This is a genomic window from Aureisphaera sp., assembly GCF_059726885.1.
The window spans coordinates 1,818,426-1,840,400 of sequence record NZ_AP041051.1 but is presented as its reverse complement, the minus strand read 5'-3'; the positions used below and the strand labels follow the sequence as shown (position 1 = coordinate 1,840,400).

The following is a 21,975-nucleotide window of genomic DNA, read 5'->3' as shown; positions in this document are numbered from 1 at the left end:
TATGAAATACAATCTAGAGGAAGCCATTTCCATATTGCAACGCACTCCATTAGCCCTTAGATCTATGCTTTCTGGACTATCCGATTCTTGGACCCATTCCAATGAAGGCGGTCGCAGCTGGAGCCCATACGATGTCATAGGTCATTTAGTTCATGGTGAGAGAACGGATTGGATGCCAAGATTGGAAATTGTCTTAAGTGAAGGGCCGAATAAAACATTCGAACCCTACGATCGATTTGCCCAATTTAGAATGAGCGAGGGCAAAAGTCTGGCGGATTTATTGGATGAGTTTGAAAATCTAAGGAAATCAAACTTAATTACGTTGCGATCTAAAGACCTGAGTGAAAAAGACCTTTCCAAAGAAGCGAATCATCCAGAATTAGGTCCCGTTGCCCTTCGTGAAATGTTAGCCGCATGGGTAGTACATGATTTAGGGCATATTGCCCAAATAGCACGTGTCATGGCAAAACAATACAAAGATGAAGTGGGCCCTTGGCCCAAATACCTTACCATCCTTAATTATACTCCTGCCGAATGAGAATACTACTCCTCATAACGCTCTTATTCATTTTAAGCTGTCAGCAAAAGGAAGAAAAAGAGGGTTCCCAAAAGGTAACTGCTGAGAAAGAAATTGTACCTAATTCCCCTTTTCTTACCGTACTTGGTACTATTCAAGATGCTGGATCACCCCATATAGCATGTAAAAAGGAATGTTGTAGTGAGTTATTCAAAAACCCAGATCCCTTGAGACAGGTAACTTCCCTTGGATTGGTAGATCCCATAAATAATACCTCATACCTTTTTGAGGCCACCCCAGACATTTCACGACAATTAAAAAAGCTGACGAAGATTGCCAAATCCGAAGGAGAATTCCCAGAGGGCATTTTCCTTACCCATGCCCATATTGGGCACTACTCTGGCCTCATGTATCTGGGTAAAGAGGCAACGAATGCCAATAACATTCCAGTATATGCCATGCCACGAATGAAGGCGTTTTTGGAAACCAACGGCCCTTGGGATCAATTAGTACATACGGGTAACATCTCCATAGAAGAAATGGCCGCTAAAAAAGAAATCCTCCTTACCGATCAGGTTTCTGTCACCCCTTTCCTGGTGCCGCACAGGGATGAATATTCCGAAACGGTAGGGTATACCATAGAAGGCCCTTCTAAAAAAGCCCTTTTCATTCCCGATATAGATAAGTGGGAGAAATGGGGAACTTCTATTATGGAGATTATCTCGGAGGTAGACTATGCCTTCGTAGACGCCACATTCTATCATGGAGAGGAGATTAATACGAGGGACATCTCACAAATACCACATCCATTTATAATTGAAAGCATGGCACTTTTCAGCTCGCTTACATTAGAAGAAAAACAGAAAATTCATTTCATCCACTTTAACCACACCAATCCTGTTCTCAATACAGAAAGTCAAGCTTATAAAACTGTTGTTGAAAGCGGATTTAATGTTGCGAGTATAGACGGTATTTTCCCTCTTTAAAGTAATGACCCATATGAGATATGGCGGTCTTTCTTGGAAAGCAAGAACTTCTTGCTTTCGTCTCTGCAAGCAATCTTCACGATATTTTTTGTTCGCCTATACACTTCGGTATAACTATCTACAGTCATCTCAATGGATTTCCAATTGGAAATTGGATCTAGATTAAATTTCAAAAAAGCATCGTGTGCATTGAGCGATGCATTATCTAGCTGAAATTGAATGCTTTTGTTATTTATTTGAAGTTGTATTTCGGAATTAAAATAGGTCGTGATATCTTGGTAATAATCCGAAAATTGAAAAGTCGTATTTCCCTTAACTCCCGGGCAGATATGCTCTACTAAATCCAAAGCCGATCGCAATGTAAATTGAATCGTTAAGGATTGATCTTCTTCATTTAAATTATATCCAATCTGATTGGGATTATGCCCACATACTGTGGACACCATCCCAATACAAACAACCAACCAAACTAATCTTATTTTTTGCATAATCGCATATCTTAAAAGAAACTGAAGTCATCGCTAGGAGTCCCGGAAAAACATAAGGGAGACGAAGGAAAGTTATCCGTAATCACATAATAATATTCATCACTGCTATCGGGAGTTAGCCCAAAGCGACCATTGCATTCATCAAGTGGAGAAATCCCACTTACATATTCATAATCCTGAAAATATGTGCCATCATAACATCCATCCGGAGCGGTATCACCATCCCCAGGTCGTGCCCCCTCTTTTAACTGATAACCACTTTCCAAGGCGATAATATCATTGCCTGCGTCGTCATACCCATATTTGTAGTAGATGGGAAATCCGTCTGCTGCATATCCCACTTTCACCATTTCACTTCCATCAATCCCCAGATCCGAGGCATAGGCTGTCGGTGTTCCATGGTAGTGATATTTGCCCGTAGGTTGCACATGAGCATTATTACAGTCTAAACCCAAATCTACGGTAGAGGTGAGCGTTGTGATATTCCACTCCATGTTCATTCCGTTGGTTCCTATGAAAAATTCCGCGGTATAAGGGTCCATAGAAACCCCACTGAACAAGACCCCAAATTCATACCCTTGCGAAGTTCTGGTAGTACTAGCTATAGAAGGGGTTAAATCTACATCGTAGGTTTCGCCTTGTTCACTTATGGTATTTGGGTTTCCAGCATTGGGAAATGTTCCCACTAAATGGCTTGGAATTCCATTAAATGTAATTGTACGAATATCCGATGTTGCGTCGGTCACCTCTGTGTACACACTCGTAGTGCTTAGATTCGTTGTACAGGTTGATTCCTCTAAATTAATGCTAAAGGTACTGGTAACCCCTGTGCACTCGGTGGTCCCTTGATCATCATCGCTTGAAGATGTAGTTTCCCCATCGTCATTGGTAGTACAGTTGAGGAGTGTCGGCAATAAAAGAAGGACTAAAAGAAGCTTATTCATAATTTGTGGTTTTGGTATGTCTTGTTACTTGTGACTGAAGAATCACCTCAAGGTTTTATTTGTTGGGAATAGTTTAACATTGTGATGATTATTTTGAATATCTTCGATGTACAGTCAACTCCCCTCCTTAAACCACGCATTATGAAACTTTTAGAATCTGTAATTGAGGTATTGATAAACCCAAAAAATGTCATTAACAAGGAGTATTTAATCGAAAACAAAGTCTCCGAACGCACCATTTCGCAAATTGAACATATACAGAGCATTATGGCACAATCATCCCATGAACAAGGAGAACAGGTGGATGCAACCGGAGAGGATACGCTTCGATTAATCAACAAACTAAAACTCTCCTTAGAAGCGTCCCTAAAGGAAAGTCAAAACGTTCAGAATATCATTAAGGTAATGTTTTCAATGACCTTCCTAATTGGGTTTATCCTCATAGGGGTTGCTATTTATTTTGGTTGGAAGGGCGAAACATTCTTAGCTACTGCTTTTGGTGGGTTTGGTATGCTTAGCATCGTCACTCTATTATTAAAGGATCCTCCATTAAAAATGCAGGATAGCAGGTCCAACTATGCCCAATTATCCGTTGGTATTTTGGCATGGCTAAATGACCTCATGGACAAAGCGGCCATGGCTAAACAAAATCAGTTGTTTTCCTTGGAAATCTTGACGGACAAAGAGAAGGGAACGGAAGAAAAACTAAAGGCACATAAGGAATGTATAGACCATTATCTTTCTATTTCGAATACGCAAATTGGGAACACCATTAAACTCCTGAATCTCATTGACGAAGTGGCAGAACCTTCCAAAAAACAAAAATACAGTCTGGAGGACATTATAAAAGCGGAAAGAGTCGAAAAGAAATAAGGAATGTTTACTCTTCCTCACTTCTATTGAGGTATTTCTTTTCCAATTCGGCTTGAAACTCTTCCATAACTGGTTTTACTGTACTTTCAGGAAGATCTGCAATTCGAATATACATGAGTCCATCTACTGCATTGTTGAACATCGGATCCACATTAAAGGCCACTACCTTGGCATTTTGTTTAATATACTTCTTAATAAGTACCGGTAGCCTTAAACTTCCAGGCTCCACCTCATCGATTAGTTTATCGAATTTATTGAGGTCGGCAGCACTAGCGTCGAAGATGAAATCCTTATCCGCATCCTTTAGTTTTACCTTATATTCCTTTTTGGGGTTAATATATTGTGCCACGTACGGATCGTAATAATTGGATTTCATGAACTCAATCATCAACGACTTCGAAAACTCTGAAAATTGATTACTTATACTTACACCACCAATTAAAAATTTATGCCGCGGAAAACGCAAGGTGGTATGAACGATTCCCTTCCAAAGCAAAAATAACGGCATTGGACGCTGCTGATATTCCTTTATGATAAAAGCACGGCCCATCTCAATGGATTTACTCATCATATCATGCAACTCTTCATCGAATCGGAAAAGGCTTTGCAAATAGAAACCATCTATACCATGCTTCTCGAATATTTTTTGTCCCAATCCCATGCGATATGCACCAGCCAATTTCTTTGCATCGTCATCCCATAAAAACATATGATGGTAATAGGCATCATAATGATCCAAATCGGTCGCATTATTGGTTCCTTCGCCCACTTCCCTAAAAGTGATTTCCCTTAATCTGCCTATCTCCTGAAGAATATTTGGAATGGCTACAGCCGGTGCCAGATAAACTTCATAGTTCTTGCTTTTAAGCAATCGTTTTCCATCTTCTTCTAAGGCCTTAATCTCTACTTCCATATTCTCAATGGACACGGGACCTGCAATTTGTTTGGGAGGTTTATTTATTTTGATAGTTTTCGGAATGGTTTCCAATAGTTTTTTCTTCTCAAAAGGATTGGAAAGCACATAGGTTTTCTTTCTTAAAAACTCTGTAAAATCCTCAAGGCTTTCATGCTCAGCTTGGTCCTTGGCAGAGATTGGATTCCCTATCCGAACTTTAATTACTCGCTCTTTCTGGGTTAACAATTCAGAAGGTAATTTGGCTGTTCTTAGGGTATCACTAAGTTTGGCCAAACGATAGAATAATTTACTGTTCTTGGCGTGAAAGTAAATAGGAACCACAGGCACCTCGGCTTTCTTTACCAACTTCATCGCGGCTACTTCCCAAGGTTTGTCCACCACTAGTTTCCCATCGCGATAGGTTGACACCTCCCCTGCCGGGAAAATACCAAGCGGATGCCCTTCCCTAATATGGGTAATTGCACTTTTAAATCCCATGACACTGCTCTTGGCATCCTTATGACCTTCGAAAGGATTCACAGGCATTACGTAGGGCTTTAATGGCTCTATACGATGCAATAAAAAATTTGCAATGATTTTGAAATCAGTGCGGTGTTCCAGTAATAACTTGAGGAGCAATATACCGTCTATTCCTCCCAATGGGTGATTAGATATGGTAATGAAGGATCCATTTTTAGGGATTCTTTTTAGGTCTTCCTCAGGGATTTCGAATTTTATCTCGAATTCATTCAACAAAGCATTCATGAACTCTAAATCGCTAAGGTGTTTGTGCTTGTTGTAGATCTTGTTCATGGTAGAAATTTTCAAGATCTTCATGAGTAACCACCCCATAGAAGTACCAATAAAGCCGAATTTATCAACTTTTATGGCCTTAGCAACTTCTTTGGCATTAACAAGTCCCATATAGGTGGTTAGGATTAGTAGTTCCTTCACAGCGAAGGAGAACAAATATAGGGAAACCCCCCGAAATTAAATAACTCACTCGTTTACTACCAATTGTACCGTTTCAGCACTTTCTTGCTTGAGTAAAACTTCCTTTTCTTCCGTCAGGGATTTAATCTCAACAGATTTAGAATGGCGAATTGTGTAAAGTGTTACCCCGTAGTAACATGTAACCTTAAATTTCTCCCGAAGCTTAGTTAGAAGCGCTTCTAGGTTGTTGTATTTATTATCGATACACACAGAAAAACTAATCGCAGAATTTTGAATAAGCTCTACTTTCATTTTGTACTGATGCAACAAATCGAAAACTTCACTAAAATTATCCTCCATCATAAAACTGAAATCCAGGGAGGATAGTGAAATCAAGACTTGATTCTTCTTAAGTATGAAACACGAAGTCATTGGGTCCAGGGTAACTCCTTTTCCCACACAGGTGCCTTCGTTCTGAGGGTTTTCAAACGATTTTACATATAGTGGAATCTCCTTACGCTGCAGTGGTTGTAATGTCTTCGGATGAATGACTGAAGCCCCGTAAAAGGCCAACTCAATCGCTTCGCGATACGAAATGTGTTTGAGTAATTGGGTATTGTTGAAATATCTCGGATCTGCATTGAGCACTCCTGGCACATCTTTCCAAATGGTTACACTTTCAGCATTTAAACAATAGGCAAATATGGCAGCAGTGTAATCGCTTCCCTCTCTCCCTAGTGTTGTTGTAAAGTTATTCTCCGATTCAGCACCCAAAAATCCCTGGGTAATGGCAATTCCTTTTCTGCTTACGTTTTTTGTGATTTGCTCTTGGGTCCGTTTCCAATCTACCCTTGCATCCCTGTAATAATCATTGGTCCGTATGCATGTGCGAACATCCAGCCAAGAATTCTTTAGTCCAATTTCATTGAGGTATGCGGAGATAATTGTAGTAGAAATCAATTCGCCGTAGGATACTACTTGGTCGTAGACGAAAGCGTGATAGGTAGACTTATTACCTTCCAAGAAAGAACCCAAATCTGTGAACAGTTCGTTTATTCTGTGAAAAACGGGATGTGATTCGTTGGAGAACAAATCTTTCAAAATAGTCTGATGGTATTGGTAGATTTCACTCTTCGCTGCTTTATACGCATCCGAATCCGAAAAATAATCTTTGACCATGGCTTCGAAGGCATTAGTCATTTTACCCATAGCAGAAACCACTACTACCAAATTATGCTCGTTCATGGTCTGTAACACAGAAACCATATTTTTAACTCCATTGGCATCCTTTACTGACGCTCCTCCGAATTTGAAAACTTTCATTTGTTACTTAAGGATCCTAATTAATTATTTTCAACAAAGTTCTTTATTCCGTCCTCGTCCATCCCTACTTGCCACCAATCTTCTAACACTTCGGCTCCTGTTCTTTCGTAAAACCGTATGGCTCCCTTGTTCCAACCCAGCACCATCCAGTTCACTCGTTTTACCCCTGCATCCAGTGCAAATTTCATCACTTCTTTATAGAGTAGGTTCCCTATACCATGCCCTCTCATTTTCTCCTTCACTACAAGATCTTCCAAATGCACCGTTTTCCCAACCCAGGTTGAAAAGCGAAAATAAATCAGGGCCATTCCCACAATTTCACTATTGTGTTCGGCTACGAAACAAGTATACATGGGATCCTCGCCGAAACCAGCTTCTTCCAAATCCTTTACACTTATCTTTACCGCATCGGGTTCTTTTTCAAAAATAGCCAGTTCAGTTATAAGCCCGAGAACTGCCTTCATATCGTTTGGAGTGGCTTTCCGAATTATAATGTCCATTTTTACAAGATTTTCCAAAGCAAATATCGGTTCAATTTTCCTAAAAATCCCGATATTTGGCCCAAATTCATACCAACCTACACCACAATGCCACAAAAAAACCAGACCCTCGGAGAATTCATCATTGAAAACCAAGGCGAATTCAAATATTCATCCGGGGAACTATCCAGACTAATCAATTCGATTCGTCTCGCTGCCAAGGTGGTAAACCACGAAGTAAACAAAGCTGGGTTGGTCGATATTCTTGGTGCTGCAGGCGATACCAATGTGCAGGGGGAAGATCAACAAAAACTGGATGTTTTTGCCAATGAGGCCTTCATTAAGACATTGACAAATCGTGAAATTGTATGTGGCATCGCAAGTGAAGAAGAAGATGATTTCATTACCATTAAGGGACGTAACGAGAAAAACGACAACAAGTACGTCGTTTTAATCGACCCTTTGGATGGTTCTTCGAATATAGATGTAAACGTTTCGGTAGGAACGATTTTTTCCATCTACAGAAGGGTCACACCAGAAGGAACTCCGGTAACCCTTGAGGATTTCCTTCAACCAGGAAAAAACCAAGTGGCCGCAGGGTATATTATTTATGGAACATCTACCATGATCGTATACACAACGGGGCATGGTGTAAATGGATTTACCCTAAACCCAGCCATTGGAACGTATTATCTCTCGCATCCCAATATGAAATTTCCCGAGACTGGAAAAATCTATTCGGTGAATGAAGGGAACTACGTGCATTTCCCACAAGGAGTAAAGGATTATATTAAATACTGTCAGGCCGAAGAAGGAGATCGCCCGTACACTTCCCGATACATTGGTTCCTTGGTTAGCGATTTTCATCGAAATATGATTAAGGGAGGTATTTATATTTATCCAAACACTGCCAAGGACCCCAATGGTAAGCTGCGATTGTTATATGAATGCAATCCTATGGCTTTTATTGCAGAGCAAGCTGGGGCAAAAGCAAGCAACGGCTCTAGACGTATAATGGATATACAACCCACTGAGCTTCACCAGCGTGTTCCTTTTTTCTGTGGAAGCAAAAAAATGGTAGAGAAAGCTGAGTCCTTTATGCAATAGCTATTATTGTTCGAACCGAGCAATAGATTATTCTTTTTTTAGTACATTTATATATGTTATAACTAACTACACCTAATCAATGGCTAAGAAAAGTACACCTCAAGATTCGCAAGCACCAATTGACCCCTCTTCCAAAATTGAGGCCATTAAAAATCTCATCTTTGGTGAGAATATAGAACAGTACGACAGTCAATTCGATACCCTAAAAAAGGAAATTGACAAGCGCAAAGCTGAACTGGAAAGCTATATAGATGAAGTTCGGAACGAACTTATGCAGTCTATTGACTCCTTAAGTACCGATGTGAATATTAGAATCACCGATCTAGAAGACAATTTGCAGGCAAAAACCAATGCGCTGGACGAAGAGAAATTGGATCGAAAAACCCTAGGAAAACTTCTTATCAATTTGGGTGAAAAAATAAGCTCTTAAATCACATTCTACCATGGTAGAGGAGGAAGAAGACAGGCTTAGATTGCTTCGTGAAATCCTGTTAATGGATGACAGGGAGGTTGCGAATGCAGTAAGCAAACGCTTAGACAAGGTCTCCGAAACCATTGAAAAACGGGATAAGCTTTCGAAAAAAATCGATCCAATCCTAGAAGATCGATTACAGGAATTTGTAGAGAGTATTCCTTCCAAGCTTGGGCCTATTATAACGGAAACCCTTCAGAAACAAATTCAGGACTCAAAAGATGAAGTTGTGGAGGCGTTATACCCAATTATGGGCCAAATGATAAAGCGGTATGTCCAAAACGAAATTTCACGTCTCTCAGAGACTATCAACAAGAAGGTAAACAATACCTTTTCAATTCAGTCGATAAAACGGAAACTAAGGGCTCGATTTACGGGCGTAAAAGAAAGCGACCTTATTTTAAGCGAGGCCAATCCACCTGTTTTAAATGAGATCTTTATCATTGAAAAAGGATCGGGTATATTACTGGGTAATTTCAGTAAAACGGAAACTTTGGACAAGGATATGGTATCTGGTATGCTTACAGCCATTAAAAGTTTTGTAGAGGATGCGTTTTCGGCTGGAGCGCAAAACCTGGAAGCCGTAGAATATGAATTATACACGATCCACATCCAGAATTTTTTCAGTTATTATATTGCTGCAGTGGTTTCTGGAAACTACACCCGCTCATTCGAAAGTAAAATAGAAAACAAGTTACTCACATTATCCAAAAAACTATCCCCTAAGGTTTCTACCCTCACCAGGGAGGAAATTGACTCTTTTTTGCGTGATTTTTTCAAGAAATGGAAATAACGAAAAAAATCGTTTTGTTAGGGCAATTTGGTGTCGGCAAAACATCGATTGCCAGACGCTATTTGTTGGACATTTTCGATAAGGACTACGTGCCTACATTGGGCGTACAGATTCTGAAAAAGGTGATCGAATTGCCTTCGGGAAGAAAACTATCTATGATTATTTGGGACTTGGAGGGATTTTCTTCCGTTTCCAGCACACGTGCTTCCTATTTATTAGGGTCCCATGCATTTGTGTATGTGTTCGATGTTACCCGGCCATATACGTATCAGGGATTAAAAAAGGACATTTCCTTTATGAAGGATGCATACCCCAAGGTACAATTGGAAATTATTGGCAACAAAATAGATCTTGGGGAAAAAGAGAGCATTGCCTTATTAATGAGGGAGAAAAAAATAGACGTTACAGGCTATGTAAGCGCAAAAACAGGAGATGGCATTAAGGAGCTTTTTACACGTCTTTCACAAAAACTAGAATCATGAACAAACAAAGTACATTCTTTTCGAAGAAGATTCAGGAAATTCATGCCAAGCCGTCCGGTGAACTATTTTTCAGCAGCAATACGATTTTTACCATTAATGAGGGTGAAAACCTATACCAGCTCCATCCTTTTTTTGAAAGTCTACAGCATGAATTGGAAAAAGACGGCATATTAGAAAATAGTTTGGCATTTCCATGTGTACAACTCAATGTTTACGGAAAAGAAGTTGTTTGCGACATTACCATTAAAAAAGAAAGGGATTTCCTAGCCATTCTGCTTTTCGATTATTCCCAACATTACGAGCATCTTCACGAAGCAGCCCAAGAAAAGAAAAGTGCCATGTTACAAGAGCGGGAACACGAGCTTAAATTAAAGTATACTTCCGAAAAAGCCGCTTATTTGGACTTTATTCGAGAAAGAATCGACACCAAACTCATTGCAGAAATGGAAAAGGTAGTTCACAAGGTCGAGCAACTGAAACGCACATCCCTAGAGCCTGAACAAAGAGCTCATCTTCAAGAAATTGAAGAAATTATAGGAAACTTCCACCTTCGGTCCATACAGATTAAGGAGGGCTTGGATTTTGACTTCGATTCGTAAGAAAATTAGTCCTTCATTTTCTAACTCTAAGGAAAAAGATATCTTTACCATTCATATTACTACAATTATCAATGGCCCAAACCAAAAAAATTGTACTCCTCGGGCACTTTGGTGTTGGTAAAACCAGTTTGCTAAGGCGCTATGTAGATGATGCCTTTAGCGAAGATTACCTAGTGACGGTGGGAGTACACGTAAAGAAAAAAGACATCTCCATAGGGGACGAGACCATCACGCTCATTATTTGGGATGTGGAAGGTAATACTTCTATAGATAAAGCCCGAAAATCGTACTTGTTGGGCACACATGGTTTTGTGTACGTATTCGATATAACACGCCCAGAAACCTATGAGCAATTAGAAAATGAGTTTTCTTATTTAAAAGAGCACTTTCCGAATGTTCCGGTAAGTCTGGCTGGGAATAAAGCCGATCTTTTTGATGACGATTTTACCGAATCCTTTTTTAAAGATCCCATCTTTGAAAATTGCTTTTTTACCAGTGCCAGAACTGGCGATACCGTAGAAACCCTTTTTCAGGATATAGGGGTTAAAACCACTTAAGATGAGTCTAAGCGATTTAAAATCTGAAATTGCGCACAAGCGCATTCAGGAAATAGAAATTGAAAAAGACGGCACTGTTATTAATAGCGACGAATCCTTTTTCAAATTCCCAAAGGGTAAAAATATAGCAACGCTTCATCCCTTTTTTGAGGGGTTACAAACTTTATTCCCTGTACTCAATGAAAAGACAACACTCCCCTGTGTAAATCTGGAAATAGGCGGTACTTCGAAAATTGTGGATATAGAGATTTTACCCAAGGACCAAAGTGTCATCATGCTCTTTTTCGATTTTACTGAGCACTATGAAGCTTCGCATCCACTGGTACAGGAAAAGAATGAGGCGTCCATTGCCAAAAACAAATTGGAATTCGACAAAAGGTTACTGGAAGCCAAGGAAAACTTTAAAAATGGATTTCTGTCCAATCTAAATCACGAGATAAGAAACCCTCTTAATAGCATGCTCGGTTTCTTAGAGTTACTGGGTGAAACCAAATTGGATTACGAACAGTATGAAACCTTAAAAGTTATTCGCAAAGCGGGCACACATGTAAAAACTTTACTGGAGGACATGTTGGATATTTCGAAAATAGAACGGGGTATCATTACGAAAAAACATGTCAATTTTCATTTAGGATATATACTGGCTAACATTCAGAATCACTACGATTTAAAATACGAAAAGCAAAAGGTCGACTTCACAATTTCCACAGAAGAGCAAATGCCCAAGACTTTTATTGGGGATCCAATTAGATTGAACCAGATTCTTTTCAATTTGCTTGAAAATGCTTTTAGGAATACCCAAGAAGGCTCCATACGTTTAAAGGTATCCCGGGAAAGCATCGACAAAAAAGTGGCCAATGTCATTTTTGAGGTAAGTGATACGGGCAAGGGGATTCCTGAAAAAGAGCTTACAAAGGTTTTCGATTCCTATTTTCAATTGAAACTTCAAAAGGAGAAGCCATTGGGTGAAGGATTGGGCCTTAAGATTGTGAAGGATTTGGTTGGACTCCTTGGAGGCTCCATTCGCGTAAATAGTAAAGTAGGTCAAGGCACGACATTTATATGTGAGATTCCTTTCGAAAAAAGGGCTTCAAAACGTGAAAAGAAAACCGTAAAGAAAGGGACGGGGATTTTTCATAGCAAGCGTATCCTAATTGTGGAGGACGATCCAACAGCTCAAATGCTGTTTATGAAGACCTTTCTAAACAATGAGAAAGGATATGTAATTGAAATGGCCAATAGTGCAGAACATTTGTTCTCCATTTTAGTGAAGAAAAAATACGACCTCATCATTTTGAAAAAAGCCCTTCCAGATGCTACTGCAGCCGAGTTATTGAAAGTGCTGAAGGAGGACGATCACGTACTGCGGCACCAAATCCCACTTCTCATGGCAAGTGGCAGCACACTAGTGAATGAACAAGAGGATATGATAAAAGCTGGCGCCGATGCTTTTTTGGCCAAGCCCTATACAAAAAAAGAGCTTTTCAAAACCATTGAAAAGCTCCTTGAAAAATAATAGCTAACAGCCTTTTATTTCTTGTTCAATAAGTATCGGTAGTCTTCTAAATCCAGACCTCCGCTAAATATATCGATGGATCGTTTAATCAATTTGGCCGCCAAATCCTCGGTATACCCCAAGCCTATGGCATAGCGTTCTAGAAGAGCTCTTTCTTCATCGTCAAATTCATTATCCGCAAATATCATTTTGAACAAATCCAACATTCTTTCCAATCTCTTATCTGCAGAATTTGGTGGATGAATTGGATATTTAGACGGGTTCTTTACAATCTCTGTATAATCGGAATCGCTAATATTCAACTTAGTAGCAAAACGCTTTAGCAACTGTTCTTCTGCTTCATTTAAGGCCCCATCTATTGCCGCCATATTGGCTATGGAAGCAAAGTGGCCCAAATTTCTCTTACGTTCTCCGCTTTGGAATAAATCTGTGAATGACATAGTACTAATTTAGAATGCAAATATAAAATTATTGCATGGTATTTAATTGAAAAATACAGGGAAAAAAGTAGTAATTTAAGCTCACTATGAATAAGGGACAAAAATTACTGTCTAATGGTATCCTTTCGCAAAAAATAAGGAATTTGGCAATTACAGATTGGCAAACTTTAACCACTTATGTTCAATCACTTCCTTATGGCAGAAATTCCAACCGGGAAGACTTTTCGTTAGTGCTCTCTGAAGGTAAAGGCACCTGTAGTAGTAAGCATGCGTTCCTAAAAAGCGTGGCTTCGGAAAACCACCTGGAGGAAGTGCAGCTTTTTTTGGGCATGTATAAGATGAACCCATACAACACCCCTGGGATAGGCGCTGTTCTGAAGGCATCCATTTTAGATTTTATCCCCGAAGCCCATTGTTATCTAAAAGTTCACGGAATTAGAAAAGATCTTACCTCACCGCGTTCCAATATCAATATAATTGAAAATGCACTTATGGAAGAATTGGAAATCTCCCCAGGGCAGGTTGTAGGGTTTAAAGTTGACTATCATAAAGATTATATAAAAAACTGGATTAAAGAAGAACAGATCGCGTTGTCCTTTGCCGAAGTATGGAATCTACGGGAGCTTTGCATAGAGCACCTGTCCAACCCCCAAAACCTATGAAAAAAACGCTGCAAATTGCCAATGGGCTTGCCTTTGGAAGCACCATTTTCATTAATTATTTATCGAATACAGGAGTAATGAACGGAGAAACCATTGGTTCAATTTCTGATGGATTGAATTCCCTTTTTACACCGGCAGGGTATGCCTTTGCCATTTGGGGCCTCATTTATTTATTATTATTAGGCTTTGCCATATATCAGGGAAGAAGTCTTTTTATCCGTGTTGAAAACGACGATTTTGTATTAAAAATCGGTTTCTGGTTCCTCATTTCCTGTGTCGCCAATTGCTGTTGGGTATTCACTTGGATGTATGGCTATACGGGGTTATCTATCATTGCCATGTTCCTTTTGTTGGTATCCCTACTCAAGATAATCCTCCATAATGATATGGAGTTATGGGATGCTCCGTTAAGGACCATCCTATTCCTTTGGTGGCCATTTGTAATATATGCAGGATGGATCACAGTAGCTAGTATCGCCAATGTCTCTGCTTACCTCGTAAAAATAAATTGGTCCGGTTGGGGAATCTCACCTACATTATGGACGGTATTTATGATAGGAATTGCAACCTCGGTGAACACTATTCTGATCTGGAAAAGGAATTTAAGGGAATTTGCGGCAGTAGGTGTTTGGGCACTTTTCGCTATTGCTGTTGCCAATTGGGATGCGGAACAAGCAGTGAAAACCACGGCCCTTATTGCAGCCGTATTCTTGAGTGTGAACATTGTAATACATGCAGCCAAAAATTATAAAACGAACCCTATTGTAAAACTCGTCCGAAATAATAAAAAATAATGCTCACAAACCAAAGACATTTATTCAATCTACCCGACTCTCCCATCTACCTTAACCATGCGTATATGGGACCTCAGCTAAAATCTGTTGAACATATTGGTATAGAGAACCTAAAACGTAAATCCAGGCCTTTTGAGATTACCGCAGAAGATTTCTTTACCGAAAAGGAAGTCCTTCGAAAAAGCTTTGCTGAATTAATCGATTGTCCGGATCCAACATGTGTTGCCATAATCCCTTCCGTTTCCTATGGTATTGCCAATGCTATGGCTAATATTCCATTTGAACAAGGGGATGGCATTGTTGTACTCGAAGAACAATTTCCGAGTAATTTCTATGCTTGGAAACACCTTGAAAATACCAAAAATGTCCAAATACATTCTATCTCCGCGCCACCCATTATGAAAGGCCGAGGGGAAAAATGGAATCAGCTCATTTTGGAAGCTATCCAACCCAATACCAAGGTAATCGCCCTTCCCCATGTGCATTGGACGGATGGAACTAGATTTGATCTGGAAGGGATTCGAAAGAAAGCCGATGAAGTAGGTGCTTATCTCATTATTGACGGCACCCAAAGTGTGGGTGCCCTGCCTTTTTCGGTTGATAAAATACGTCCCGACGCACTTATTTGCGGAGGGTACAAATGGTTATTGGGGCCTTATTCCCTTGGAGTCGCTTATTATGGAGAACGTTTTCACGAAGGTATTCCAATTGAAGACAATTGGATGAACCATGTAGGAAGTGAGGATTTCAGAAATTTGGTAAACTATAGTTATGACTTCAAACCGAAAGCCCTAAGATATGATGTGGGTGAATCCAGCAATTTCATCCTAACCCCAATGCTCAATGAAAGTATCCAACAATTATTAAGGTGGAAACCCGAACATATTCAGGCCTACTGTAAATCCATTAGCGAGGCACCTTTAAAAACCTTGGAAGATGCAGGGTTTTTCGTTGAAGATGCAACGTATCGGACCCATCACCTTTTCGGTATCTATTTAGAGGATATATCAAAAATGGAAAGCATTCAAAAGAGATTGAAGGAGCATAAAATTTTTGTGTCCTACCGGGGAAATGCAATAAGGGTCGCCTGCCATGTGTACAATACACATTTGGAACTAGAAAAATTGGTTTCCTGTTTCATATAATTGAAGACTCCATTATCTTTGCCGGGCTATGAGCAAAGCCCTTGTTCGATCGCTTTTTGAACAGTCTTCGGAAATCCGAAAACTGGGGGAAGCTATTGTCCAAAAAGAAAGCACTACGGTCGCAGGTTTGGTTGGTTCCTCCCTTTCGTTGTGTATTGCAGAAACCTACAAGCGAACTGAACTTCCTTTGTTATTCATCCTTAATGACAAGGAAGAAGCTGCTTACCATTTAAATGATTTGGAAAACCTTTTGGGGGACCAAAACGTATTGTTCTACCCAGGGAGTTACCGCAGGCCCTATCAAATTGAAGAAACAGACAATGCCAATGTCCTACTTCGATCGGAAGTGCTTAACCGAATCAATTCCAGAAAGAAACCCGCCCTCATTGTAACCTACCCAGAAGCTCTGTTCGAAAAAGTGGTCACTAGAAAAGAACTAGAGCGAAACACATTAAAGATTACCGTGGAAGACGAACTTTCCATCGATTTTGTGAATGAAGTCATGTTCGAGTACCAATTCAAACGGGTCGATTTTGTCACAGAACCAGGTGAGTTCTCAGTGCGAGGTGGAATTTTGGATGTGTTTAGTTTCAGTAATGATGAGCCCTACAGAATAGAATTCTTTGGTGACGAGGTGGAAAGCATTCGTACTTTCGATGTGGAAACGCAGTTATCCCTTGAAACATTGAAGAAAATTTCCATCATCCCAAATGTTGAAAACAAATTTTTGGATGAAAAAAGGGCTAGTTTCCTAAAGTACATTGCTGCCAAGACAGTGGTGGTACTAAAAAATGAGGAGTTACTAAGCGGAAGTATCGATACACTTTTCCGAAAAGCCTTAAATGCATACGAAGAAAACCAAGGAGAAGTAAAGGTAAGTCCACCAGAGGATCTGTTTTGTACCTCAACACTACTGAAAGAACAGCTTTTAGATTTTACATCTGTAGTTCTTACCAATAAAAAAGAATCATCGTTACATAGCAATATTACATTTAATATTGTTCCGCAGCCATCTTTCAATAAACAATTCAACCTATTAATAGAAGACCTTAATTCTAATTCGGAAAAAGGGTACACAAATTATATTTTCTGCAGCAGTGATGCACAAGCCAAACGCTTCCATGATATATTCGAAGATGCCGAACAACACGTAGAGGCATTCGAAACAGTCGTGTTCCCTTTATATCAGGGATTTATTGATCACGATCAAAAAAATGCTTGCTATACAGACCATCAAATCTTTGAACGTTATCATAAGTTTCAACTCAAAAACGGATACGCTAAGAAGCAGGCCATTACCTTAAAAGAGCTTACCAATCTTGAAGTGGGAGATTATGTTACGCATATTGATCATGGTATCGGGAAATTTGGAGGCTTGCAAAAAATTGAGGTGGAAGGAAAGACTCAGGAGGCCATTAAATTGATTTACGGCGAACGTGATATTTTATACCTGAGTATTCACTCACTTCATAAAATATCCAAATACAACGGCAAGGATGGTACCACTCCCAAAATATATAAGTTAGGGAGTGCCGCCTGGAAAAAACTTAAGCAGAAAACCAAGAAAAGGGTCAAGGAAATTGCCTTTAACCTGATCGAATTATATGCGAAAAGGCGACTACAGAAAGGGTTTCAATATGCTCCGGACAGCTATTTGCAACATGAGTTGGAGTCTTCTTTCATCTATGAAGACACACCAGATCAGGTTTCCTCTACAGCCGATGTAAAAAGGGATATGGAAAGTGAGCGCCCTATGGACCGCTTAGTCTGTGGGGATGTTGGTTTTGGAAAAACAGAAGTGGCTATTCGTGCTGCCTTTAAAGCGGTAGACAATGGCAAACAGGTGGCGGTTTTGGTACCCACCACAATTTTGGCCTTTCAGCATTTTAAAACCTTTACGGAACGACTCGAGGAAATGCCTGTAAATGTGGACTACCTGAATCGCTTTAGATCGACCAAACAGCGTCGCGATGTGCTGGAAAAACTGAAAAATGGAAGGCTCGATATTGTCATTGGAACACATCAATTAGTGAATAAGTCGGTAGAATTTAAAGACCTTGGGCTTCTCATTATTGATGAGGAACAGAAGTTTGGGGTAGCAGTGAAGGATAAGTTAAAAACCATTAAGGAAAATGTAGACACCCTTACCCTTACGGCGACACCGATTCCAAGAACACTACAGTTCAGTTTAATGGCGGCAAGGGATCTAAGTGTTATTACCACGCCCCCTCCCAATAGATATCCCGTAGAAACCCAGGTCGTTCGGTTTGGGGAAGAAATTATTCGTGACGCCATACGCTATGAAATTTCCCGTGGAGGGCAAGTCTATTTTGTCCATAACAGAATTGAAAACATTAAAGAGGTCGCTGGAATGATTCAACGGTTGCTTCCCGATGCAAAAATTGGTATCGGGCATGGGCAAATGGAAGGAAAGAAACTGGAGTCTTTAATGTTGGGCTTCATGAACAATGAGTTCGATGTTCTGGTATCTACCACTATTATAGAAAGTGGTCTCGACGTTCCCAATGCGAACACCATTTTCATTAATAATGCCAATAATTTTGGCTTGAGCGATCTGCATCAAATGCGTGGTCGTGTAGGTAGGAGCAATAAAAAAGCATTCTGTTTTTTCATTACCCCACCTTATTCTGCAATGACCGATGATGCCCGCAAGCGAATCACTGCCTTAGAGCAGTTTACGGAATTGGGCAGTGGGTTTAATATTGCCATGAAGGATTTGGAAATACGCGGTGCTGGAGACCTCCTTGGAGGCGAACAAAGCGGATTCATCAATGAAATTGGTTTCGAAACCTACCAGAAAATACTTTCAGAAGCTATAGAAGAGCTTAAAGAAAAGGAGTTCAAAGAGCTATATGCAGGAACGGAGCATGAGAAGAAAAGTTTCCTGAAAGAAACCACATTGGATACGGATTTCGAGTTATTATTCCCAGATGATTATGTGAACAATATCACGGAACGACTCAACCTTTACAATCGCTTGGGCGAACTACGAGAGGAAGCAGAACTTCAGAAATTTCAACAAGACCTTATAGATAGGTTTGGTGCATTGCCGGAACCGGTTATTGATCTCTTGAACAGTGTCCGAATTAAATGGATTGCTATACAAATGGGACTGGAAAGAGTAGTAATGAAAAAGGGTCGATTTGTGGGCTATTTTATTAGTGATCAACAAAGTGATTTCTATCAGACCGACACTTTTGGCAGGATACTACAGATGGTTCAAAACCAACCCAGAACCATTAAAATGAAGGAGAAACAAACTAGAAATGGACTTCGGTTATTGCTTACCATAGAGAATGCAACTAACGTAGAGGATATATTACAACGCCTAAGACGATTTTTGGCATAACCATTGTTTATTGTTTGCTATATTTACGAATATGATGAAGAAAATTTTACTAGCCCTCCTATTTATTCCCATGTTGAGTGTAGCACAACACACGATTTCTGGAAGCTTTACCCCAGCGGATCAATTTACTTGGTGTATACTGTATAAAGTAAACTCCGATAATTACAAATATGTAACCGATGGGAAAGTAACTGATGGGAAATTCAGCCTAACACTGGATTCCACTGTCACCAAAGGAGTGTATAAACTGGTGTACGGGATACCCCAAGAGGAGCAAAACTTCGATATTATTTATAATGGTATGGAGGATATTGAGTTGGCATTTTCAAAAACAGACGGCCTCTCTTTTATCGAATCGAAAGACAACAGCGTATATCACGATTACGTTAAAAGCAATTTCCTTATTGACCAAAATATCGCCAATGCTTATACTTCTGAAATTCCAGATAAGGAACGCATACAGCAACTTTACAAAGAGAAAGAGCAATTGCAAAAAGCGGCGGAAGACTCCCTTCAAGGAGCCTATGCCGAAAGCTTCGTAATAGCCTCTAGACAATATATCCCCTCTGCATTTGAACCTTTCGAGGCATATCATGAAAATAGACGCCTTGAGTTTTTTAAATATATGGATCCCAATAATCCCGTACTACAAAATTCAGGATTCTTATTGAATCGCTTCATGAAGTACATTGGTACTTTTTCATTGGATTCGGAAATCGCTTCCTATCGTGAATTGGATGCCATTGTTAATTTGGTCCAGAACAGTGAATTGCCTTTTCAAAAAAACCTCCTATATCAGCTTTGGGGTAAGTTGGTGATTCAGGAAATGCCCAAAAGCGCTAATTACCTGACCGAGAAGTACCTACTTCAACTTTGTAAAACTTTGGGAGATACCGAAGTTGCCATGAAGTTGGAAAACTTCAAGAATACTTCTATCGGTTCCTTAGTTCCCAATTTTAAGTGGGAAATGGATAAAGGCGGCACCATAGAAATGCAAGAACTTTACAATTACGATGTTGCAGAGAACTATATATTGGTTTTTTGGAGTAGTAGTTGTTCTCATTGTCTTCAGGAGTTGCCAAAATTACAACGGTTCGTACAGACCTTAGATGAGAAGGAATACAAGGTTGTTGCCGTAGGAATGGAAGACACCAAATACGATTGGAAAAACGAAACACTTCGCTATCCCGAGTTTCAACATATCTTGGGCTTGGGCAAGTGGGATAATGATATCGCTAAAGCCTACAGTATTACACAGACACCTACTTTCTTTGTTTTGAATAATGATAAAATCCTGACAGCAAAGCCATCAGGATTACCAGAATTAATCGAAATAATCGCACCGGAAAAGACCGAAAAATAACGCTATGTAGGGTCTGGATTCCGCGCCATGAAAATGCAACTATTTTTTGATCACCCTTTTGGTTATGGAACTATTTCCATCCGAAATCTTGACAAAATAAATTCCAGCATTGAGATTGGAAATGTTCAATGATTCAGAAATACTATTCCCAATGGCACTAATAGACAGTTGTGACAACAGTTGTCCAGTGGTGTTATAAATATCTACTGTATAGGTTCCTTGTATGAGAGTCCCTTCCAAAAATAACTGATCTAAAGCTGGGTTCGGACTAAGCTGTATGGCACTTTCCTGCAATGCAACCTCATCTGTACCCAATGTTATGCCACTAATAATCCTGAGGTTCTTTGGGCCAAAATCTGTTACATACATCGTGTCCTGGGCATCATTGAATACAATCCCGTTGGGATTAGAAAAAGTAGCGATAGATATATCTCCATCTGTACTTCCTTGAGTACTTCCTGCAAAAACGGTATACACATCTGTATTATCTGGATCGATACAATAGATCTTATGATTTCCCAATATGGTTCCCCATATCTTGCCTTGGGCATAGGTAATGAAGCCAAGGTTAGGAAAGGCACCCTCTGCTGGAAGCTGTGCTATATACTCCAAATCACCAGTACCCAATATCCTGAATATTTTTCGATCGGTGTAATTTCCAACATATAGGGTGCCATTTTCATCCTTAGCCAAACCTACCGGACCATTTAAATCTGCTGCATCGGAAATCACGGTAATCGTGCCGTCGGTTTCCAATTTATTCACCGTATTACCTACATATCTTGTAAAATACATCGATTCATCATCTGGAGATTTCAAAATCCCCGACGGATGACCGGATATGGGATAGGCATCGATTTCGGTACCGCTAGTATCGTACCTATAAATCGTATTTCCTTGTCCGTCGCACACGTAGAGCTCGTCGTTGGAGTTAAATTCCAATCCGTTGGGCGTGTTAAGGCCGGTAACAAATGATTCAACATCACCAGAAGGTGTGAATTTAAAAACAGCATCCCCAACATAGTTAGATGCATAAATATTACCATTACTATCTAGGGCAATAGCATCATCTGGAGTGCCTCCACTAAAGGTTGTAACGGTCTGTGCTGTGACCCAAAAGGAGGTCATGAGCAAAAAGCAAAGTGTAATTGTTTGTAATTTCATAATCCTGAAAGTTTAATGTTGCCACAAACCTACTTTCAGAAAGTATAAGAATCGACCGACTGGTCACAGAAGG

22 protein-coding genes are annotated in these 21,975 nt (G+C 39.9%); 15 read left to right on the top strand and 7 right to left on the bottom strand.

The features are described from left to right. The first annotated feature begins 1 nt into the window (after position 1). Together AC6JAD_RS08030 and AC6JAD_RS08025 are read left to right on the top strand one after the other, a co-directional pair. Entirely contained in the window at positions 2 to 538 is a 537-nt protein-coding gene (locus AC6JAD_RS08030) for a DinB family protein (protein WP_461304722.1), read from the top strand. Further along, a complete protein-coding gene (locus AC6JAD_RS08025) occupies positions 535 to 1,503 on the top strand; it encodes an MBL fold metallo-hydrolase (RefSeq protein ID WP_461304721.1) in 969 nt (322 codons plus the stop codon). The genes AC6JAD_RS08030 and AC6JAD_RS08025 overlap by 4 nt, the downstream gene beginning before the upstream one ends. Here AC6JAD_RS08025 and AC6JAD_RS08020 read toward each other — a convergent pair. After that, a complete protein-coding gene (locus tag AC6JAD_RS08020; protein WP_461304720.1) occupies positions 1,500 to 1,991 on the bottom strand; it encodes a DUF6702 family protein in 492 nt (163 codons plus the stop codon). The two genes, AC6JAD_RS08025 and AC6JAD_RS08020, sit on opposite strands and share 4 nt — an antisense overlap. Positions 1,992 to 2,002: 11 nt before the next feature. Further along, entirely contained in the window at positions 2,003 to 2,935 is a 933-nt protein-coding gene (locus AC6JAD_RS08015) for a YHYH protein (RefSeq protein WP_461304719.1), read from the bottom strand. A gap of 141 nt (positions 2,936 to 3,076) precedes the next feature. On the opposite strand from AC6JAD_RS08015, the gene AC6JAD_RS08010 reads away from it, so the two are divergent. Next, a complete protein-coding gene (locus tag AC6JAD_RS08010) occupies positions 3,077 to 3,808 on the top strand; it encodes a hypothetical protein (RefSeq protein ID WP_461304718.1) in 732 nt (243 codons plus the stop codon). A 7-nt stretch (positions 3,809 to 3,815) separates the two neighbouring features. Here AC6JAD_RS08010 and AC6JAD_RS08005 read toward each other — a convergent pair whose 3' ends face one another. The 3 genes from AC6JAD_RS08005 to AC6JAD_RS07995 all read right to left on the bottom strand — a co-directional run bounded on the left by AC6JAD_RS08005 (position 3,816) and on the right by AC6JAD_RS07995 (position 7,459). Further along, complete coding sequence (locus AC6JAD_RS08005) at positions 3,816 to 5,627, bottom strand: GNAT family N-acyltransferase (protein WP_461304851.1); 1,812 nt, start codon at positions 5,625 to 5,627, stop codon at positions 3,816 to 3,818. 75 nt (positions 5,628 to 5,702) lie between these two features. Further along, complete coding sequence (locus AC6JAD_RS08000) at positions 5,703 to 6,959, bottom strand: aspartate kinase (RefSeq protein ID WP_461304717.1); 1,257 nt, start codon at positions 6,957 to 6,959, stop codon at positions 5,703 to 5,705. 20 nt (positions 6,960 to 6,979) lie between these two features. Continuing rightward, positions 6,980 to 7,459, bottom strand: a complete 480-nt coding sequence (locus tag AC6JAD_RS07995) for a GNAT family N-acetyltransferase (protein ID WP_461304716.1) — start codon at positions 7,457 to 7,459, stop codon at positions 6,980 to 6,982. An 87-nt stretch (positions 7,460 to 7,546) separates the two neighbouring features. Between AC6JAD_RS07995 and fbp the strand changes: the two genes are divergently transcribed. The 7 genes from fbp to AC6JAD_RS07960 all read left to right on the top strand — a co-directional run bounded on the left by fbp (position 7,547) and on the right by AC6JAD_RS07960 (position 12,964). Continuing rightward, positions 7,547 to 8,545: a class 1 fructose-bisphosphatase gene (fbp, locus tag AC6JAD_RS07990; RefSeq protein WP_461304715.1), complete on the top strand. Its 999-nt coding sequence runs from the start codon at positions 7,547 to 7,549 to the stop codon at positions 8,543 to 8,545. Between the two features lie 79 nt (positions 8,546 to 8,624). Then, the gene (locus AC6JAD_RS07985; protein WP_461304714.1) at positions 8,625 to 8,975 is read left to right on the top strand and encodes a fructose 1,6-bisphosphatase; all 351 of its coding nucleotides are present in this window, start codon (positions 8,625 to 8,627) and stop codon (positions 8,973 to 8,975) included. Positions 8,976 to 8,988: 13 nt separating this feature from the next. Then, positions 8,989 to 9,810, top strand: coding sequence for a cell envelope biogenesis protein OmpA (locus AC6JAD_RS07980; protein WP_461304713.1), 822 nt, complete (start codon positions 8,989 to 8,991; stop codon positions 9,808 to 9,810). After that, positions 9,801 to 10,292: a Rab family GTPase gene (locus AC6JAD_RS07975; RefSeq protein ID WP_461304712.1), complete on the top strand. Its 492-nt coding sequence runs from the start codon at positions 9,801 to 9,803 to the stop codon at positions 10,290 to 10,292. Before AC6JAD_RS07980 ends, AC6JAD_RS07975 begins: the two co-directional genes overlap by 10 nt. Next, positions 10,289 to 10,891 carry a hypothetical protein gene (locus AC6JAD_RS07970; RefSeq protein ID WP_461304711.1) on the top strand — a complete coding sequence of 201 codons (603 nt, stop codon included), beginning with the start codon at positions 10,289 to 10,291 and terminating at the stop codon, positions 10,889 to 10,891. Before AC6JAD_RS07975 ends, AC6JAD_RS07970 begins: the two co-directional genes overlap by 4 nt. 71 nt (positions 10,892 to 10,962) lie before the next feature. Then, on the top strand, positions 10,963 to 11,448 hold the full coding sequence (locus tag AC6JAD_RS07965) for a Rab family GTPase (protein ID WP_461304710.1): 486 nt from the start codon (positions 10,963 to 10,965) through the stop codon (positions 11,446 to 11,448). A gap of 1 nt (position 11,449) precedes the next feature. Continuing rightward, positions 11,450 to 12,964: an ATP-binding response regulator gene (locus AC6JAD_RS07960; protein ID WP_461304709.1), complete on the top strand. Its 1,515-nt coding sequence runs from the start codon at positions 11,450 to 11,452 to the stop codon at positions 12,962 to 12,964. Positions 12,965 to 12,978: 14 nt separating this feature from the next. Here the strand turns inward: AC6JAD_RS07960 and AC6JAD_RS07955 are convergent, their stop codons facing one another. Beyond that, positions 12,979 to 13,404 carry a tellurite resistance TerB family protein gene (locus AC6JAD_RS07955; RefSeq protein WP_461304708.1) on the bottom strand — a complete coding sequence of 142 codons (426 nt, stop codon included), beginning with the start codon at positions 13,402 to 13,404 and terminating at the stop codon, positions 12,979 to 12,981. 86 nt (positions 13,405 to 13,490) lie between these two features. Here AC6JAD_RS07955 and AC6JAD_RS07950 point away from each other — a divergent pair, with 86 nt between their 5' ends. The 5 genes from AC6JAD_RS07950 (at position 13,491) to AC6JAD_RS07930 (ending at position 20,738) form a co-directional block, all read left to right on the top strand. Continuing rightward, positions 13,491 to 14,066, top strand: coding sequence for a hypothetical protein (locus tag AC6JAD_RS07950; RefSeq protein ID WP_461304707.1), 576 nt, complete (start codon positions 13,491 to 13,493; stop codon positions 14,064 to 14,066). Beyond that, entirely contained in the window at positions 14,063 to 14,860 is a 798-nt protein-coding gene (locus AC6JAD_RS07945) for a TspO-related membrane protein (protein WP_461304706.1), read from the top strand. Before AC6JAD_RS07950 ends, AC6JAD_RS07945 begins: the two co-directional genes overlap by 4 nt. 65 nt (positions 14,861 to 14,925) lie before the next feature. Continuing rightward, positions 14,926 to 16,005 (top strand): aminotransferase class V-fold PLP-dependent enzyme, encoded by a 1,080-nt coding sequence (locus tag AC6JAD_RS07940; RefSeq protein ID WP_461304705.1) that lies wholly within the window; start codon positions 14,926 to 14,928, stop codon positions 16,003 to 16,005. Positions 16,006 to 16,033: 28 nt separating this feature from the next. Further along, positions 16,034 to 19,375 (top strand): transcription-repair coupling factor, encoded by a 3,342-nt coding sequence (gene mfd / locus AC6JAD_RS07935; RefSeq protein ID WP_461304704.1) that lies wholly within the window; start codon positions 16,034 to 16,036, stop codon positions 19,373 to 19,375. A 31-nt stretch (positions 19,376 to 19,406) separates the two neighbouring features. Then, positions 19,407 to 20,738 carry a TlpA family protein disulfide reductase gene (locus AC6JAD_RS07930; RefSeq protein WP_461304703.1) on the top strand — a complete coding sequence of 444 codons (1,332 nt, stop codon included), beginning with the start codon at positions 19,407 to 19,409 and terminating at the stop codon, positions 20,736 to 20,738. A 39-nt stretch (positions 20,739 to 20,777) separates the two neighbouring features. Here the strand turns inward: AC6JAD_RS07930 and AC6JAD_RS07925 are convergent, their stop codons facing one another. Beyond that, positions 20,778 to 21,902 carry a virginiamycin B lyase family protein gene (locus AC6JAD_RS07925; RefSeq protein ID WP_461304702.1) on the bottom strand — a complete coding sequence of 375 codons (1,125 nt, stop codon included), beginning with the start codon at positions 21,900 to 21,902 and terminating at the stop codon, positions 20,778 to 20,780. Positions 21,903 to 21,975: the final 73 nt, after the last annotated feature.

What these genes read in the sequence shown, in the direction of transcription:
- AC6JAD_RS07950 (WP_461304707.1), top strand. Translation starts at nt 13,491, where the DNA reads ATGAATAAGGGACAAAAATTACTGTCTAATGGTATCCTTTCGCAAAAA.
- AC6JAD_RS07995 (WP_461304716.1), bottom strand. Translation starts at nt 7,459, where the DNA reads ATGGACATTATAATTCGGAAAGCCACTCCAAACGATATGAAGGCAGTT.
- AC6JAD_RS08015 (WP_461304719.1), bottom strand. Translation starts at nt 2,935, where the DNA reads ATGAATAAGCTTCTTTTAGTCCTTCTTTTATTGCCGACACTCCTCAAC.
- AC6JAD_RS08030 (WP_461304722.1), top strand. Translation starts at nt 2, where the DNA reads ATGAAATACAATCTAGAGGAAGCCATTTCCATATTGCAACGCACTCCA.
- AC6JAD_RS07955 (WP_461304708.1), bottom strand. Translation starts at nt 13,404, where the DNA reads ATGTCATTCACAGATTTATTCCAAAGCGGAGAACGTAAGAGAAATTTG.
- AC6JAD_RS08010 (WP_461304718.1), top strand. Translation starts at nt 3,077, where the DNA reads ATGAAACTTTTAGAATCTGTAATTGAGGTATTGATAAACCCAAAAAAT.
- AC6JAD_RS07945 (WP_461304706.1), top strand. Translation starts at nt 14,063, where the DNA reads ATGAAAAAAACGCTGCAAATTGCCAATGGGCTTGCCTTTGGAAGCACC.
- AC6JAD_RS07960 (WP_461304709.1), top strand. Translation starts at nt 11,450, where the DNA reads ATGAGTCTAAGCGATTTAAAATCTGAAATTGCGCACAAGCGCATTCAG.
- AC6JAD_RS07985 (WP_461304714.1), top strand. Translation starts at nt 8,625, where the DNA reads ATGGCTAAGAAAAGTACACCTCAAGATTCGCAAGCACCAATTGACCCC.
- AC6JAD_RS07940 (WP_461304705.1), top strand. Translation starts at nt 14,926, where the DNA reads ATGGGACCTCAGCTAAAATCTGTTGAACATATTGGTATAGAGAACCTA.
- AC6JAD_RS07975 (WP_461304712.1), top strand. Translation starts at nt 9,801, where the DNA reads ATGGAAATAACGAAAAAAATCGTTTTGTTAGGGCAATTTGGTGTCGGC.
- AC6JAD_RS08020 (WP_461304720.1), bottom strand. Translation starts at nt 1,991, where the DNA reads ATGCAAAAAATAAGATTAGTTTGGTTGGTTGTTTGTATTGGGATGGTG.
- AC6JAD_RS08000 (WP_461304717.1), bottom strand. Translation starts at nt 6,959, where the DNA reads ATGAAAGTTTTCAAATTCGGAGGAGCGTCAGTAAAGGATGCCAATGGA.
- mfd (WP_461304704.1), top strand. Translation starts at nt 16,034, where the DNA reads ATGAGCAAAGCCCTTGTTCGATCGCTTTTTGAACAGTCTTCGGAAATC.
- AC6JAD_RS08005 (WP_461304851.1), bottom strand. Translation starts at nt 5,627, where the DNA reads ATGGGACTTGTTAATGCCAAAGAAGTTGCTAAGGCCATAAAAGTTGAT.
- AC6JAD_RS07980 (WP_461304713.1), top strand. Translation starts at nt 8,989, where the DNA reads ATGGTAGAGGAGGAAGAAGACAGGCTTAGATTGCTTCGTGAAATCCTG.
- fbp (WP_461304715.1), top strand. Translation starts at nt 7,547, where the DNA reads ATGCCACAAAAAAACCAGACCCTCGGAGAATTCATCATTGAAAACCAA.
- AC6JAD_RS08025 (WP_461304721.1), top strand. Translation starts at nt 535, where the DNA reads ATGAGAATACTACTCCTCATAACGCTCTTATTCATTTTAAGCTGTCAG.
- AC6JAD_RS07965 (WP_461304710.1), top strand. Translation starts at nt 10,963, where the DNA reads ATGGCCCAAACCAAAAAAATTGTACTCCTCGGGCACTTTGGTGTTGGT.
- AC6JAD_RS07970 (WP_461304711.1), top strand. Translation starts at nt 10,289, where the DNA reads ATGAACAAACAAAGTACATTCTTTTCGAAGAAGATTCAGGAAATTCAT.
- AC6JAD_RS07930 (WP_461304703.1), top strand. Translation starts at nt 19,407, where the DNA reads ATGATGAAGAAAATTTTACTAGCCCTCCTATTTATTCCCATGTTGAGT.
- AC6JAD_RS07925 (WP_461304702.1), bottom strand. Translation starts at nt 21,902, where the DNA reads ATGAAATTACAAACAATTACACTTTGCTTTTTGCTCATGACCTCCTTT.